The sequence below is a fragment of the Pseudomonas vancouverensis genome (assembly GCF_004348895.1).
GTDB classification, from domain to species: domain Bacteria; phylum Pseudomonadota; class Gammaproteobacteria; order Pseudomonadales; family Pseudomonadaceae; genus Aquipseudomonas; species Aquipseudomonas vancouverensis.
The window spans coordinates 243,779-259,621 of record NZ_RRZK01000029.1 but is presented as its reverse complement, the minus strand read 5'-3'; the positions used below and the strand labels follow the sequence as shown (position 1 = coordinate 259,621).

Sequence of the window (15,843 nt, the reverse complement as noted above, 5' to 3'; positions counted from 1 at the left end):
TGGGTGCACTTGCATAAACTTGCGCTTTTGTCAGATGACGGGCTGGCAGCTGAACCGCTACGGAGTAGGATGCAGGGCGTTGGATGCCGATGTACTGAGCAACGATCATGGCCGCACTGGATACCCTGCAAGTCTTTCAAGCCCTTAACCGCTCGCCCAATGCTCGTCTGGAGCACAGCGCCGAGCTCGGTGACGGCCTGTCTGCAGCCTTGTGGAGCAACCATCACGACGCCCAGGACTACGAAGCGCCGAGCCATCACACCTTGTCCTGCTACCTCGCCGGCGGCACCGGCACCTTTCGCCGCGGCCAACCGGACAACAAGGGCGGCCCGGACAAATTGTGCATTCTGCCGGCCGATCATCAGTCAGGCTGGGTGATCAACGGCGACATTCGCCTGGCCCACCTGTATTTCAGCCCCGAACAGTTCGCCCTGGGCTGCGTCACCCTGCTCGACCGCGAGCCAAGGGAAATGCAGTTGCGCGAGCAAACCTTTCTCGACGATCCGTTGCAGGCGCAGCGTTTCCGTCAGTTGATCAGCCTCAACTGGGACGAACCCGGCGAACGCCTGCTGACCAGTAGCCTGGCCCATGAGCTGCTCAGCCACGCCTTGCTCAGCCAGGTAAATGCGCGTCAGGGTTTGCGCCTCAAGGGCGGGCTGGCCGCGCATCAGCGCCGGCTATTGGTGGAGTTCATCGACGCTCAACTGGCCGAAGCCATCAGCCTTGGTCAGTTGGCAGCGTTGTGCGCGCTGTCGGAGTACCACTTCGCGCGGATGTTTCGCGAGAGCTTCGGCCTGCCTCCCCATCAATACCTGCTGGCACGACGCCTGAACCGTGCCCGCGAGCTGCTGCGCTCGACCTCGCAGCCGCTGGGCGAAATTGCCCTGGCCTGCGGTTTTTCCAGCGCCAGCCATTTCACCAACCGCTTTCGTCAGGCCCTGGGTGGCACGCCCGGCGAATATCGCCAGGCGTTCCTGCGTTAAGGCGCCAGCGTGGTGACGCTGAAGGTGTTGGCGTGGAACAGCGGATCAAGCTTGGGCTCACCCTTGGCCGCAACCGGTTGCGTGAAGTCCATTGCCGGCAGATAGACCTTTTTGCTCGTCGTATCGAAGGCCATGTTGTAGGCCATCGGCAAGGTGCTGATGCTTGCCTGCGCCCGGTAATGATCGGCATCCGTTTGCTCGATGACCATCAGGCTGGCGTCGACACCACTGGGGATCAGTAGCCGACGGTTCTGCGCGTCATAGGCCACGGCATTGACGTCGCGGCTGATTGGCAGACTGGCCTTGACCGCACCGGTCTCCCTGTCGGCCACCACCAGACGCGGCGCCTCGCCACGACAGGCGATGAACAGACGATTGCGCTCGACATCCTGGGCCAAGGCGCTCGGGCGCGGGCAACCGTCGAATTGCCAGGTGTCGAGGACTTCGAAGTTCGTCGCGGAGTACCGCGCCACCTTGCCTTCATCACGCATCGGCAGGAAAAAACTGCCATCGCCCTTGAGCAACAACGGGTCGATTTTCTTCACGTCCAGTTCATGGGCGGCGGTGATGCGTTCCTGCTTCGGATCGAACACGAATAATGTCGAACGATCCGCACGCCGCCCGCTGACGATGATCACCTGGCCGGTGCGCGGCTCGAACACTGCGCTATTGAGGTTGCTCTGTGCCACCGGGATGCGCTTGAGCGGCCTGAGCGTGGACAGCTCCAGCACCCCAAGGCTGCCATCGGTGTTGAGCACAAACGCGCGATTCAACGGTGGCACAAACACAACGCCATTGGCGCCCTGGCTGTCATCGACGGTTTTGACCAGTTGCTGCTTGCTCACATCAAACACGCTCAGGCCGTTTTCCCGACGGGCCAGAAACAGGTACGGCCGCGTCGGATCCAGGGCAACGAAGCCCCAACTGTCTCCAGAACCGGGCAGCGTGACCTGTTGCTCACGGTGGTAGACCCGTACGTCAGGCGCAGGCGCCGCGCCAGCCAGGGCGCTGAACAGCAATAACGACAATCCCAAGGCTTTCATCAGAACTCCAGGGTGCTAGAGAGAGAAATCTGCCGCGAATCGCCCATCGAGACAAAGAACCGACTCACCGCCGAGGTGTAGTAAGTACGGTCGAACAGGTTCTTCACGTTGAGCTGAAACTTGACCTTCTGCCCCTCGACCTTGGTGTCGTAGGTCGCAAACGCATCGGCCACGGTGTAGCTCGGCAGTTCGAAATCGTTGACCGCGTTACCTTCACGCTCACCCACATAGCGTGCGCCAGCGCCGACCCGCAATTGATCGCCGCCCACAACGTTACCGAAGTCATACACTGCCGACAGCGAGCCGCTGTTCTTGGCCACGTTTTGCAGTTGATTGCCCTGGTAGTCCGGGTCCTTGGTGACCTCGGCATCGGTGTAGGCGTAGCTGCCGATCATGCTCCAGCGATCCGAGAGCTGGCCGCTCAAGTCGACTTCCAGACCACGGGAACGCACCTCGCCGGCGGCACTGTAAACGGTGGTCGGGCCTTCGGCGTTGGCGATCAGCACATTGCGTTTCTTGATGTCGAACAGGGCGACGTTACCGGTCACCCGCCCTGGCAGATCAAGCTTGGCGCCAATCTCCCAGGCCTTGGCCTCTTCCGGCGCGATGCTGCCGTCGAGCACCACGGTGCTGCCGCTCAGCGGCGCAATGGTCGAGTTGGGTTTGAACGATTCGGTGTAGCTGCCGTAGAACGACAGAGCGTCGGTGTATTTGTACACCAGGCCGGCACGCGGCACCCATTTCTGCCCGTTGGCATCGGTGTTGGCGTGGAAGGGCACGCCCTTGCCCGCGTATTGGTCGTACTCCTGGAAGCGTGCGCCTGCCACCAGAATCCACTGCTCATTGAGGTGAATGGAGTCCTGCATGAACACCGAATCGCTGCGCAGCTCATCGGTTTGCGCGCTGTCCGCCGGGCTGACCGTCGTGCCGGGCACTTCGCGGCCATACATGGGGTTCAAGTAACTGAAAGTGGTCCGGCTTTTCTGGCGGATCAGGTCTTCACGGTAGATCTTGCGGTACTCGTCATCGATACCGAACACCAGGTCGTGTTGCATGCCCAGGACATTGACGTTGCCTTCAAGGCTGGCGGTGGTGAAGCGATCGGTGCTGATCGCATTCTGGGTGCCATCCATGCTGCGCGTCAGGGTGCCTTTGCTGGTGTCGATGGCGGTCACACGCACCTGGCTGGCGTCGTAGGTTTCGCGATTCCAGCTGTAGCCGAAGTGGGCTTTCCAGTTGTCGTTGAGCTCGTGATCGGCTTCGAAATGATAGAGGTCCGAGCGCCCTTCCATGTTGTTGAACGGCTCGTCGAGGCGTTCCTTACGGGAGATGTCCAGCGGATGGTTGGTCCGTGGATCGATCAAGGTGCCACGGTCAAATGGCGTGAGGAATTCGCGGTGCTCGTAGGAGAACAGCAGCTTGGTGCTCTCCCCGTACCAGGCCAGCGACGGCGCGATCAGGCTCTCGCGATGCACGCCGAAGTTGCGCCAGTAGTCTTCGTCTTCGTGGTCCAGGACCATACGATAAGCCAGCCCGGAATCACCCAGTGCACCGGTGCTGTCGAGGCCACCGCCGCTGCCGTTCTTGCCCTCGCCATAACTCGAACCGCGCAGGGTCAGGGCGTTGTATTGCTCAAGCTCTGGCTTTTTGCTGACCATGTTGACCACACCGCCCGGGTCCTGGATACCGTACAGCAACGAGGCCGGGCCCTTGAGCACTTCGACCCGGTCAACCGAGCTATTGAGGCCACGGCCCTGCACGATCGGCATGCCATCACGCATGATTGAGCCATTACGGTTGTCACCAAAGCCGCGCACCATCACCGAATCCTGGGTGCTGCCCAGGGTGTTGGCCTGGGTAATGCCGCTGACATTGGCCAGTGCGTCGTCGAGGTTGCGCGGTGCCTGGTCACGCAGCACCTGGCCGGGCACGACGTTGATGGTCTGCGGGATCTCCTGGATCGGTGCCGAGGAGCGCGCCACCGAAGTGAGCTGCGGCGGCTGATAGCTCATCGAGTCATCCATCACCGAGGTGATGCTGGTGGCGCCCAGGTTCAATGCACCTTCGGTGGGCTGAGGCTCCAGGGCGAAGGTATGACCGTCGGTGCGGCGGAAGGTCAGGCCCGAACCGCCGAGCAAACGCTGCAGAGCCTGTTCGGCACTCATTTGGCCGTTGACGGCCGGAGCCTTCAAGCCGTACGGCGCTTCATCGGTGTAGACAACGCTGATGCCGGTCACGCGGCTGAAGTCACTCAGGGCCTGGGGCAGCGGTTTGGACGCCAGGGCAAAACTGTATTGCCCGTGCGACTGGCTGCTTCCAGTCTCAGCGGCTTGCGCCACGCTCAGCGGCAGCAGCGCCAACGCCGACATACTCAGCGCAGAAGCACCCAACCATTGTTTGACCGAACCCGATTTTGCCCTGGACTTCATTGCTCATGACCTGTGTAGAACCGCAACGGATGCGAATGACTCGCAGTTTCAGTCACTACACGGATGGCGTTCGGGTTTACCTCACCTCTTTTTTGAAAATATTTTTATCTTGGGTTTTGTGCTGCCTGAACGGGTCTCAACGCAGAATAATCAGATGCCCCAACACCTGATGCTGCTCAAACCCCATCACCCCCTGCAACGAACTCAGCACCGCCTGCGGGTTCCTGCTCGGAAAGCTGCCGCTGACCCGCCGCGCCGCCAGTTCATCGTTGAGCAACACGATCCGTCCCGGGTAATAGCGGCTCAGGTCGTTCACCACATCGGCTAGCGTTGCCTTGTAGTAATTGAGCCAGCCCTGACGCCACGCCAGTTGCGCCTCGCTGTCCACCGCGTGGAGTTTTTCCGCCGTGCCCTGGCCATACGCAACTTGCTGGCCGGCGGTCAGAATCTGCTGTTCGGCACCCTTGCCTGCCGTCACGCCCACGCGTCCAGACAGCACCGTGACCTGAGCGCCCTTGGGCTGCAAACGAACTTCAAACTGCGTCCCCAATACCCGCGCCTGGCCCTTTTCCGCGTCGACCACAAAGGGTTCGCCAGTGTGGGTGACGCTGAAAAAACCGGCGCCACGGCGCAACTGCACATGGCGTTCACCGCCACTGAAATTCACGGCAATTGCACTGTCGGCATCCAGTGTCACCTGCGATTGATCCGCCAGCGTCACCGTGCGGATTTCTCCAGGCGCCGAAACATAATCAGCCCCCAGATCATCGATCCAGCGCCACGGCTGCCAACCGGTGCCGAGACTGACCATCAGCAACAGGCACGCGGCCATGGCCAAGGCACCGACCCAGCGCCCGACGTGGTGGCGCCGCGAGCGATCCATGGTGTTGAGGTAACCCTGCAGGGCAAAGGCGTCTTCTTTGGCCAGCACGCGCGCGGGCACTTCGCTCAACTCCCACAGCACTTGTGCCCGGGCATAGGCCTCGGCGTGGGCGGGATCGGCCTGCAACCACTGACTGAAGGTGGCCTGGTCGCCGCTGTCGGGCTGATCGTGCAACAGGCTCAGCCAGGCCAAGGCGGCCTGCTCTTGCTCGGGCGTCGGGATGACGCGTTCGATGGGGTTCACGGTGCTTTCCCTGGCGGTCGTGGTTCGGGCTCGCGAAGGCTGGCCTTGCAGGCTTCGAGGGCGCGCATCATATGTTTTTCCACGGCACTTTGGGACAGGCCCATGGCCTTGGCGATCTCCGCGTACTTGCGGCCGTGAATGCGATTGAGCAAGAAGATCTGCCGCGTGCGCTCCGGCAATGCCCGCAATGCCGCTTCAACGTGACGCAAATCGTTACCTGCCTCCAGTGCTGCCTGCGGACCGCTGCCATGGCTGTCCGGTGGTTCCACCATCAAGCCTTCACTGGCCCGGACACGCGTGCCTTCACTGCGTAAATGATCGATGGCGATATTGCCGGCGCAACGCAGCAAGTAAGTGCTGAGCTCTTCGACCTGCACCAGCGGTCGGCGCCAGAAGCGCACGAACAAGTCCTGCACCAGGTCCGCTGCCGTCGCCCGGCAACCCACACGGCGGTTGACCAGCGCTTCCATCTGCGAACGCTGGGACAGGAAGACCTGGAGGAAGTGCGCACGGTCGCCTGGCTGCTGATCGCGCTCGATATCCTGAGGTTCGGGGGGAAGCGTGATCATCGATTCAGTACTGCACAAAAACCGTGAAGGGGCTGGGCGGCGTCGCAATGAGATAACTCCCCGGTACGCGGCAAGCTCGCCCAGTCTTCAGGAAACGGAGAGTGAAGGGGTATTTGGCTTTCATGTTCGACCTGGGAACCGAGTGAGCCCACAACAGCATCAGGGCCAGCAAGCAAGCGCGTAATACTAATAATAAATATTCTCATACGCAAAGCTGTCGAGCACAATTTGCAACAGATCGACGACGATTCAACCTTGAAAACAAAACGGGCCTGCAATGCAGGCCCGTTTTCGTTGGGAGGTTAAATCAGGCTTCAGCCGTTCTGGGCAGCCTGTTCGTTTTCGAGAAACTCTTCTTCCAGCAGCTTGTCGGCGTGAGCCCTGCGTTCGAATGGCACGACAGCGGCGCGTGGCTTGCCGCGCAATTTGCCAAACAGGTGCTCAAGCGCATGCTCGAGTTTCTCGGCGGCTCCATCGATCGCCAGTTCCAGGCTGGCGGCTTTATGGGTGACAGAAATCGGTTGATGGCCTTTTGGCCGCGCTTCCAGCTGGCAGCGCATATCGTGCGGACCCGGCTTGTCGCCGTTCTCGTCCTGCAGGTGGACCTCGATGCGGGTCAGATCCTCTTCGTAACGTTCGAGCGTGCTCTCAATGGTAGTACGTACCCACTCCTCCAGTCGTTTGCTGCCTTGAATATGGTGATCACTGTTGACTTGGATTTGCATAGTTCATCCCTTATTTCAGCTAGCTCGCGAGAGGCCGGTTGCTGTGCCCTTCGGCTTCATCACCGTGACCTCTTACTTACACAATCGGTCTGTACGCTGAACAATTCAACCCCTGAAAAAAGATAAATATCTATACGCAAAAAAAGCCGGACAAGCAGCAAAAGCGCTGTTAAGGTCGGGAGTTGGGTCGCCCTGCTGCCCTGTCCGAAATCCTTACAACTGCGGCTCACCCAAGGGGTGCAGACTGCGGAAAACCCCCGCCTCTTCCACCAGCCAGTCATGCACCGCGCGCACGCCTGGATGGCTCAGTGCACCCGGCGCATACAGCAGCATGTAGCGTTTGTGGTTGGGCACCGCCAGACCAAAGGGTACGATCAGTGCGCCTCGCTCCAGCTCATCGTTGAGCAGGGTTCGCCGGGCAATCGCCACCCCCATCCCGGCAATTGCCGCCTCGATCGTCAGGTGATTGCGATTGAAGGTATGCCCTCGCCGTACATCGGCGCCGTCAAAACCGATGGCATCGAGATAGAACTCCCATTCCGCATATTCATAACTGCCGCGCCAGGCGGTGATGTCGTGCAGCAGAGGGAAATGCATCAGGTCCGCCGGGCCGTGCAGCGGCGGGCGGCCACGCAGCAGGCTTGGGGCACAGACCGGAAAAATCTGCTCATCGAGCAGGGCTGTGGATAACAATCCCGGATAACTGCCGTCATTCAGGTCGATGGCCAGGTCGAAGTCGCCCTCGTGCAACGGCACGCTGCTGTCCTCCGCCACCAGGCGTAACTGAATATCCGGAAAACGCTGCTGCAGACGCGGCAAGCGTGGCGTCAGCCATTTACTGAGGAAGGACGGAATCGAGCGCACGCGCAAAACCCCGCTGACCATGCCGGCGTCCAGTCGACGCAATTCCGCGTCGATGCTGCCGTAAGCCTCGTTGACCGTAACCGCCAGTCGCTGGCCCTCGGCGCTCAGCTCGACACCCCGTGCCCGGCGGTGAAACAGGCGAAACCCCAGGCGCTCTTCGAGTTGGCGGATCTGCTGGCTGACAGCCCCCGGCGTGATGTGCAGTTCTTCAGCGCAGCGGGTGAACGACAGGTGCCGTGCTGCACAGGCAAACACGTTAAGCCAGACATATGTCTGAGCATGTAATTGACGACTCATCGTTTAGTCCTGCTAAAGGATGTCTTAGAAGCTTTCGTTGGTCACGCAGGACCCTGACAGGCAGTATCGCCCACATTGCGCTTGTCCTACAGAAATGGCAGCGATTTCTCTTCCATTGCTTGTACAGGGTTTAGCATGGCTATCAGTGTTTTTGATCTGTTTAAAGTCGGTATCGGTCCATCCAGCTCCCATACCGTCGGTCCGATGCGTGCCGCTGCCACCTTCGCTCAGGCTTTGGTCGAGCAGCATTTGCTGACTGACGTGCGACGGGTGGAAGTGCGCCTCTACGGTTCGCTCTCGGCCACCGGTGTCGGCCATGCCACCGACCGCGCCTGCGTCATGGGCCTGATGGGCGAATGGCCGGACAGCATCGATCCCACCACCATCGACTCACGTATCGCCACCTTGCTTGAAACCGGCGAATTGCGCCTGGCCAGGCAGACGTGCATCGATTTCAACTGGCAACGCGATCTCCTGCTGCTCGATGAGAGCCTGCCCTACCACCCCAACGCCATGTCGCTGACAGCCTTCGGCGAAACCGGCGAACTGTTCGAGCAAACCTATTACTCGGTCGGCGGTGGTTTCATCATAGAGGCCGCCGAAGCGCAATCCGGCATCGCCCCGGCGGGAGATGTCGTGCTGCCGTACGATTTTTCCAGCGCCGCCGAACTGCTCAAGCTCTGCGATCAACACGGCATGCGCGTGTCGGAATTGATGATGGCCAACGAGCGGGTCTGGCGCAGCGATGAGCAAATTCGCGAAGGCCTGCTGCACATCTGGTCGGTGATGCGCGAGTGCGTCGAACAGGGCCTGCGCCACGAAGGCATCCTGCCCGGCGGTCTGAAGGTTCCCCGTCGCGCAGCGAAATTGCACCGCAGCCTGCTGGAAATCGGCAAGCCCAATGTCATCACTTCGACCTTGTCGGCCATGGAATGGGTGAACCTGTTCGCCCTTGCCGTCAACGAGGAAAACGCCGCCGGCGGGCGCATGGTCACCGCACCGACCAATGGCGCGGCCGGGATCATTCCGGCGGTTTTGCATTACTACATGAAGTTCAACGCAGACGCTTCGGATGATGACGTGGTGGCGTTCTTCCTCGGCGCGGCCGCCGTCGGCATCTTGTGCAAGAAAAACGCCTCGATCTCCGGCGCCGAAGTCGGCTGCCAGGGCGAAGTCGGATCGGCTTGTGCCATGGCGGCCGCCGGGCTGGCCGAAGTGCTAGGCGCCAGCCCTGAGCAACTGGAGAACGCCGCTGAAATCGGTCTGGAGCACAACCTCGGATTGACCTGCGACCCTGTCGGCGGGCTGGTACAGGTGCCGTGCATCGAGCGCAATGCAATCGCCGCGGTGAAAGCCATCAACGCCACACAAATGGCCCTGCGTGGCGACGGCAAACACTTCATTTCCCTGGACCGGGTGATCCGCACCATGCGCGACACCGGCGCCGACATGCACGACAAATACAAGGAAACATCACGGGGCGGATTGGCCGTGAATTGGGTGGAATGCTGATCGGTTTGATTGCACTCAAATCTTTTTTGCCCTGAAACGGGCAGCAAAAAGCTTTGAAACTGTAGGAGCGAGCTTGCTCGCGATTCACGCAAAAGCACTGCCTTTGCTCAGGCAAATACGCGTCAACGTTGACCACCATCGCGAGCAAGCTCACTCGTACAGGCCCCGAAACCTTTCCGGCATGGGCCTTGCTACTTCCCTGATGAACATTGATGGCGAGATGGCCGATGGTCCGGTATGGCGAACCAACCTGATCACGGCCGGTCAACAACTGCACGTTCAATCAGCGGTGACGCATCATGGACAACCCTTTCCAGCTCATTACCGATGCTTTTGCACCGGACTATCAAATCAACCTGAGCATTCAGGGCCTGGATGGCAGCATCATGCTGACCCTCTCCAACAGTGGCCACATCGTGGCCAAGCGCATGATCAGTGCCGAACAGCGTAACGATCCCCAGCGCCTCAAGCGGCTGGTGCAAAGCATTCAGTTCGGCATTGCCATCGAACAGGGCCATAGCGCCATGGCCATCCTTGAAGCCATGACCAGCAGCGACAATCTCAGCTTGCCGCCGCCACGCGCCAAAGGCCGCCATCGCCCGGTGTTGGGCCTTTAAAGTTCGCCCTTCTCGACTTCCGGATGCTCACCGGAACCCGCACCCGTCTTGCGTTGCGGGTTTTCAATCTTCACCGAAGGAAATTGCGACGAGGCGTAACGCACCACCAGAATCGAAAACGCCAGCAGCAGAATCCCGCCACACAGGTAGATGATGCCCAGGTCCGGCGGGTTGTGATGCGAGACGTTGGAGATCAGCAAGCGCGTCAACGCGGTGATTGCCACATAGATCAGGAAGCGCACCGGCATATGGTTGGTCTTGAAATAAATTCCGACCATTGCCCCCAGTTCCAGGTAGATGAACAGCAAAAGGATGTCATCGATCTTGATATGCCCCTGCTCGAGCATGCCGAGAAACTCCATCACCGCCGCCCAGGCGGTCACCGCACCGATGGCGAACAGCGCCAGATAGTGGAAGGTTTCGACGAACAGGTTGCCCAGCGACTCGGCCAGTTCATGTACGTTCTGGCGCAGCCTTTCGGCCCAGTTGATTTTCACGATGATGCTTCCTTAAGTCGGCTCGAGCGGATGATGCGGGTTGGACATGACGGTTTTTCTGCATGCAGAAAAAAGGCCAGCCCATGATGGCGAGCCGCCCTGAAATACGCGCCGTGGCGTTTGGTCGCACTTGAGTCGGCCTGCAGGTGCGAGCCTGTTCGCGACGGGAACAATGCGCTGCACCTGACAAACGCGGAAACCGGACTACATTAAAAAGCCACTACCCAAACCCCGGGGATTCCATTATCCTTTTCGCTGTATATAGATACAGTAGTCGAAATCGACAACCAATGTGAAGGCATGTGAGGTGGTGAATGGCCGTCGAAGTGGTATACCGCAGCAGCCGAGATCTGGAGCGCTTGTTCATGGATAAAGCCGAAGCTGACCGTCATGACAAAATGCTCGAACTGGCTGAACTGCTGGCTGAAGTGTTGCAAAGAGCCGTGCCGTCCCTGAGCGAGCAACAAGTGGAAGAGGCCGGGATCTACATGGCGAAGAATCGCGATGTGTTCGCCAAGGCGTTCAAGAGCCAGCCGGATGCCCTGTCCGAATTGCTCAGCGCTCCGGTAGAAGCAGCTGAACCTGCCGAAGTGGTGGAAGCCGTCGAGATCGCCGAGCCGGCCAAGCCCGCCAAGGCCAGCAAAGCCGCGAAGTAAGCGACAGCAGAATTGAACAGGCCCTGGGTCGAAAACCCAAGGCCTTTTTCATGCCTGTGGAAAACTCGCGAGGGTGTCAGCGGTACAACACTTTCTCGGCCAACTCGTTGGCAACCCGGGCGGGCGAACGTTTTTCTGCCTGGGCATGGGCGAACACTTCGGTCAGGCGCGAGCTAATTTTCGACAGGTGCGCGGTGATCGTCGGTAACTCCTCGCCGCGGTGTTTAAGCGACACGTAGATCAACCCGCCGGCATTGATCACGTAATCCGGCGCATAAAGGATGCCGCGCCGTTCCAGTTGATCGGCACAGTCCAGATGAGTCAGCTGGTTGTTCGCCGAGCCAGCCACCGCCGAGCAACGCAATTGCGTCACGCTGTGGCTGTTGAGCACGCCACCCAGTCCGCAGGGCGCGAGAATGTCACACGGTGTACTGAGCAAGGCATCGTTGGCAATCGGGTGCGCACCCAGTTGCTCCATGGCCAGTTGCACCTTGCCGTGATCGATATCGCTGACCAGCAACTCCGCGCCCGCGGCGTGCAACTGCTCTGCCAGTGCGTAACCGACATTGCCCAGCCCCTGAATCGCCACACGCAGGCCTTCGAGATTGTCGCTGCCCAAGCGGGCCATCGCGGTGCTGCGAATCCCGGCGAACACCCCCATGGCGGCATGGGGCGCAGGATCGCCCGCCGAAGTGGTACTGGTGACGAACTGGGTCTGCTGGGCGATGCAATCCATGTCCGCCACTGAGGTGCCACTGTCGATCGCTGTGATGTAGCGACCTTCAAGTTGCTGAATGCAACGTCCGAAGGCTTCGAACAGCGCGGCTCGATTTTCCACATGGGCCGGGCGCACGATGACCGCAACGCCACCACCCTGGGCCAGACCGGCCAGCGCAGCCTTGTAGCTCATGCCCTGGGCCAGGCGCACGGCATCCTCGACCGCTGATTCATCGTTGGGATAGGCAAGGTAACGACAACCGCCCAGGGCAGGCCCCAACCGGCTGTTATGAATGGCAATGACCGCCTTCAACCCGGTAACCGGGTCAACGCTCAGATGCAGCGATTCAAGGCGAGTGCTTTGCATGAGAGCGAACATCGTAAAGCTCCCGAATCACTTCTTGTAGTCGCCAGTATAGGCTTGCGCCCAAAAATTGCTGAAGCGCACCGGAATAAGCGCGACGGTCATGCTGGCTTTCGGAAATAACCTCAAGCACCCCCTGCACGGCACTGGACGAATGCCGTAAACGTGGGCTAAAACGAGGCATTGCCCGGAGATTCCGATGACCCCGCGCCGCTCGTTCTTCGACTGCCTGCAACGTTCACCGCCCGCGCTGTTCGAGGCGGCGCTATGGATTGCGGTGGAACACGACAGCGAAGTGAAACCCGAAGCGGTGCTTGCGGATTTCCGAGAACTGCAACTGCGCGTCAGCGGCGGTTTGCCGATGCTACCAGTCAACGAACTGGCGCAACCGCTGCTACGACGCATGAATGACCTGGGGTTTGCCCAGGACGACTTCACGCCACTGCGTCCGCAAGTGGCCTTGCTCAATAAAGTGCTGGAACGCCGTCGTGGACAACCGCTGGCGTTGGGGCTCATTGCATTGGAGCTGGCCCGGGGACTGGAAATCCCTCTGGTTGGCGTCAATTTCCCGGGGCACTTCCTGTTGCGCGTACCGGGCGCCGACCACCTGCTCGACCCCTGCGGCGGCCGTCGCCTCTACCCCAACGACTGCCGCGAGTTGCTGCATCGCCAATACGGCGCGAACATGAAACTGAGCGCCGAGCACCTGGTGACAGCGCAACCGGTGCAGATGCTGCAACGCCTGTCGCGAAACCTGCGCCAGTTGCACCTGTCTCACGACGACTTCATCGGTGCACTGATCGACGCCGAGCGCGTGCTCGAACTGGGCAACGCCACCGCAGCCGACTACCTGGCCCGGGCCAGCTTGTATCAACGCCTGGACTGCCCGAACGCAGAGCGCTTCGATCTGGAGCATGCCCTGCTGCTCAGCGACGATCCGATCCAGCGCATTCGCCTGACCGAGCGACTGGGGCATTTGCCGCCCAACGCTATCGTTCACTGAAGCAATCGATGTCCTTAAACTCGCCAGCAAGCCGGCTCCTCAGAAAAGCAAAAGCAAAAAACAAAAGCCGCGTACACCGCCTGTTTTTCACCAATCGACAGGATGAGCGTTAGCTCGGCAGCCGCTCTTGATCTTGATCCACCGGCCCCTTCGGCAGGCTGAGTGGAGGGATTTATCTGGGGGTGGGAGCGCAGCGACCGTTTGGCACAGCCAAACACATCGAGAGGAGGTGCAGCGAAGCAAACCGTAGGCGATGCCCCCGGATGAATGCCGGAGCGAAGGGACCCCGAGCCCCTGCGAGGGGCCGAACGCTGGGGCAAGACTTTTTGGTTCCTTTTGTGTCGTTTGACAAAAGGGACTCGCCGTAAGGGCGAAACCCTAAGCCGCCTTTACCGAAGGAATGGATATGTACACCGTTAACAAAACATAGGTCGATCGCCAGATAACTATCGCTTGCAAGCCAGCCCCCTCAGGTTCTGGACGAAGCGTTACGGCGTATCCGGCTGATTCGCCGGATGCGCCTTGATAAACGCCGGATGGGCTACAGCCAACGCCGCCACCCGCCGAATACGCGGATACGCTTCAAGAGAAATACCGAAGCGCTCGGCAGCATACAACTGAGGGATCAGGTAGACATCCGCCAGCCCCGGCTCGGGACCGAAGCAGTACCCTTCATCACCAATCAGCTGTTCCACCGTCGCCACCCCCTGGCTGATCCAGTGCCCGATCCACTCAACCACCTGCACCTCATCGTGACCCAACTGGCGCAGCCGGTTGAGCACACTGACATTGTGCAGCGGATGCACATCACAGCCGATCACCGCCGCCACACCGCGCTCGTGAGCGCGAGCAACGAGATCCCTGGACAGCAGCGGCACCTGTGGATAACGCTCTTCCAGGTACTCGATGATCGCCGGAGACTGGATCAGCAACTCACCTTCATCCGTGCGCAAGGCCGGCACGCGGCCTTGCGGATTGACGGCCAGGTACGCCGGCTGACGATGCTCGCCACCAGGGGCTGCAATCAAATTGATCGGCAGCGCCTGGTAATCCAGGCCCTTCAAGGCTAGAGCAATACGCACCCGGTAGGACGAAGTCGAACGGTAGTAGGTATAGAGTTCCATGCCCGCTCCTCTCAGCGCGCCGCCAGCACTTTGCCGCGGCACTCACCGAAACCAATGGATGCAAAACCCTCACGGCGGCAACGACCACGCAGGATGATTTCGTCGCCGTCCTCGAGGAACTTGCGCACTTCACCCGACGCCAGCTCGATCGGTTTTTTGCCGCCTTCAGTGATCTCCAGCAGGCTGCCGAACTGACCATTTTCCGGTCCCGACAAAGTCCCTGAGCCGAACAGATCGCCAGCCTGCAACTGGCAGCCGTTGACGCTGTGGTGCGCGACCATTTGCGCCACGGTCCAGTACATGTGCTGGGTGTTGCTCAGTGTCAGACGATGAGCCGGCAGATGCTGTTCGCGCATGGCTTCGGTGGTCAGCAGCACTTCCAGCTCGATGTCGAAGCCGCCTGCTGCCTGATCACGCTTGTCCAGCAAATAAGGCAATGGCTGCGGATCGCCTTGCGGACGCGCCGGCTGGGCACGGCGGAACGGCTCAAGCGCTTCGGCGGTGACGACCCACGGCGAGATACTGGTGATGAAGCTTTTCGACAGGAACGGCCCCAGCGGCTGGTATTCCCAGGCCTGGATGTCGCGGGCCGACCAGTCGTTGAGCAGGCAGAAACCGGCGATGTGATCGGCAGCGTCGCCAATGGCAATCGAGTCGCCCATGTCATTGCCCTGACCAATCCAGATGCCCAGCTCCAGCTCGTAGTCCAGGCGTGCGCAGGGGCCAAAAACCGGTTCACTCTGGCCGGCCGGCAAGGTCTGGCCTTTCGGACGGCGCACGTCGGTGCCGGACGGGCGAATGGTCGAGGCGCGGCCGTGGTAGCCGATGGGTACGTACTTGTAGTTAGGCAGCAACGGGTTATCGGGACGGAACAGTTTGCCGACGTTCTGCGCGTGCTCGATGCCCACGTAGAAGTCGGTGTAGTCGTTGATTTTCGCCGGCAGATGCATCGTGCAGTCCGCCGCCAACGGCAGCAGCTTCGTGCCTTGTGCTTCGATCTTGCCCCGCAGGCTGCTGCCCTCGGCGAACAGTTCCAGCAGACGCTCCCGCAGCGCTACACGGGCTTCGCGGCCCAGTTCGAAAAAGGCATTCAATTGCCCGCCAAGGGTGGCTTCGACGGCGGCCTTCGCGACGCCCTCGAACAACCCGGCATCCAGCGCAGCGTGCAGATCAAAGATGTGCTCGCCGATGGCCACGCCGCTATGGGGTAGCGAACCGTCGATGCTGAACACACCCAACGGCAGGTTCTGCAGTGGGAAATCAGCATGCCCGTTGGCGGATGCAACCCAGCTGCGGGTGATGGAAGTCTGCGTCATG

General features: G+C 60.3%; 14 protein-coding genes and 1 pseudogene. 5 read left to right on the top strand and 10 right to left on the bottom strand.

All coding sequences use genetic code 11. From position 1 onward, the window contains the following. Window positions 1-107: 107 nt before the first annotated feature. Window positions 108-983, top strand: coding sequence for a helix-turn-helix domain-containing protein (locus tag EIY72_RS21720; protein ID WP_093226662.1), 876 nt, complete (start codon window positions 108-110; stop codon window positions 981-983). Here the strand turns inward: EIY72_RS21720 and EIY72_RS21715 are convergent. From EIY72_RS21715 to EIY72_RS21690, 6 genes are all read right to left on the bottom strand, one after another. Further along, a complete protein-coding gene (locus EIY72_RS21715; RefSeq protein ID WP_093226663.1) occupies window positions 980-2,026 on the bottom strand; it encodes a YncE family protein in 1,047 nt (348 codons plus the stop codon). The genes EIY72_RS21720 and EIY72_RS21715 overlap by 4 nt on opposite strands. Beyond that, window positions 2,026-4,455, bottom strand: coding sequence for a TonB-dependent siderophore receptor (locus tag EIY72_RS21710; RefSeq protein ID WP_093226664.1), 2,430 nt, complete (start codon window positions 4,453-4,455; stop codon window positions 2,026-2,028). Before EIY72_RS21710 ends, EIY72_RS21715 begins: the two co-directional genes overlap by 1 nt. Before the next feature lie 136 nt (window positions 4,456-4,591). Continuing rightward, window positions 4,592-5,581, bottom strand: a complete 990-nt coding sequence (locus tag EIY72_RS21705) for a FecR family protein (protein ID WP_093226665.1) — start codon at window positions 5,579-5,581, stop codon at window positions 4,592-4,594. Next, window positions 5,578-6,150: an RNA polymerase sigma factor gene (locus tag EIY72_RS21700; protein WP_093226666.1), complete on the bottom strand. Its 573-nt coding sequence runs from the start codon at window positions 6,148-6,150 to the stop codon at window positions 5,578-5,580. The genes EIY72_RS21705 and EIY72_RS21700 overlap by 4 nt, the downstream gene beginning before the upstream one ends. A gap of 314 nt (window positions 6,151-6,464) precedes the next feature. Then, on the bottom strand, window positions 6,465-6,875 hold the full coding sequence (locus EIY72_RS21695) for an HPF/RaiA family ribosome-associated protein (RefSeq protein ID WP_093226667.1): 411 nt from the start codon (window positions 6,873-6,875) through the stop codon (window positions 6,465-6,467). 213 nt (window positions 6,876-7,088) lie between these two features. Then, window positions 7,089-8,036 (bottom strand): LysR substrate-binding domain-containing protein, encoded by a 948-nt coding sequence (locus EIY72_RS21690; protein ID WP_093226668.1) that lies wholly within the window; start codon window positions 8,034-8,036, stop codon window positions 7,089-7,091. A 135-nt stretch (window positions 8,037-8,171) separates the two neighbouring features. On the opposite strand from EIY72_RS21690, the gene EIY72_RS21685 reads away from it, so the two are divergent. Together EIY72_RS21685 and EIY72_RS21680 are read left to right on the top strand one after the other, a co-directional pair. Then, window positions 8,172-9,548 (top strand): L-serine ammonia-lyase, encoded by a 1,377-nt coding sequence (locus EIY72_RS21685; RefSeq protein WP_093226669.1) that lies wholly within the window; start codon window positions 8,172-8,174, stop codon window positions 9,546-9,548. A gap of 299 nt (window positions 9,549-9,847) precedes the next feature. Continuing rightward, window positions 9,848-10,165 (top strand): DUF3509 domain-containing protein, encoded by a 318-nt coding sequence (locus EIY72_RS21680; protein WP_093226670.1) that lies wholly within the window; start codon window positions 9,848-9,850, stop codon window positions 10,163-10,165. Here EIY72_RS21680 and EIY72_RS21675 read toward each other — a convergent pair. Then, window positions 10,162-10,662 (bottom strand): phosphate-starvation-inducible protein PsiE, encoded by a 501-nt coding sequence (locus EIY72_RS21675; RefSeq protein WP_093226671.1) that lies wholly within the window; start codon window positions 10,660-10,662, stop codon window positions 10,162-10,164. The genes EIY72_RS21680 and EIY72_RS21675 overlap by 4 nt on opposite strands. A gap of 314 nt (window positions 10,663-10,976) precedes the next feature. Here EIY72_RS21675 and EIY72_RS21670 point away from each other — a divergent pair. Next, window positions 10,977-11,216, top strand: a pseudogene (locus EIY72_RS21670) (YebG family protein); the annotation flags it as partial. Between the two features lie 178 nt (window positions 11,217-11,394). On the opposite strand, the gene EIY72_RS21665 reads toward EIY72_RS21670, so the two are convergent. Then, on the bottom strand, window positions 11,395-12,414 hold the full coding sequence (locus EIY72_RS21665; RefSeq protein WP_093226673.1) for a Glu/Leu/Phe/Val dehydrogenase family protein: 1,020 nt from the start codon (window positions 12,412-12,414) through the stop codon (window positions 11,395-11,397). 184 nt (window positions 12,415-12,598) lie between these two features. Here EIY72_RS21665 and EIY72_RS21660 point away from each other — a divergent pair, with 184 nt between their 5' ends. Further along, window positions 12,599-13,402, top strand: a complete 804-nt coding sequence (locus tag EIY72_RS21660; protein ID WP_093226674.1) for a SirB1 family protein — start codon at window positions 12,599-12,601, stop codon at window positions 13,400-13,402. Between the two features lie 488 nt (window positions 13,403-13,890). Here the strand turns inward: EIY72_RS21660 and maiA are convergent, their stop codons facing one another. Beyond that, window positions 13,891-14,526, bottom strand: a complete 636-nt coding sequence (gene maiA / locus EIY72_RS21655; RefSeq protein WP_093226675.1) for a maleylacetoacetate isomerase — start codon at window positions 14,524-14,526, stop codon at window positions 13,891-13,893. Between the two features lie 11 nt (window positions 14,527-14,537). Beyond that, the gene (fahA, locus tag EIY72_RS21650) at window positions 14,538-15,842 is read right to left on the bottom strand and encodes a fumarylacetoacetase (RefSeq protein WP_093226676.1); all 1,305 of its coding nucleotides are present in this window, start codon (window positions 15,840-15,842) and stop codon (window positions 14,538-14,540) included. Window position 15,843 lies beyond the last annotated feature (1 nt).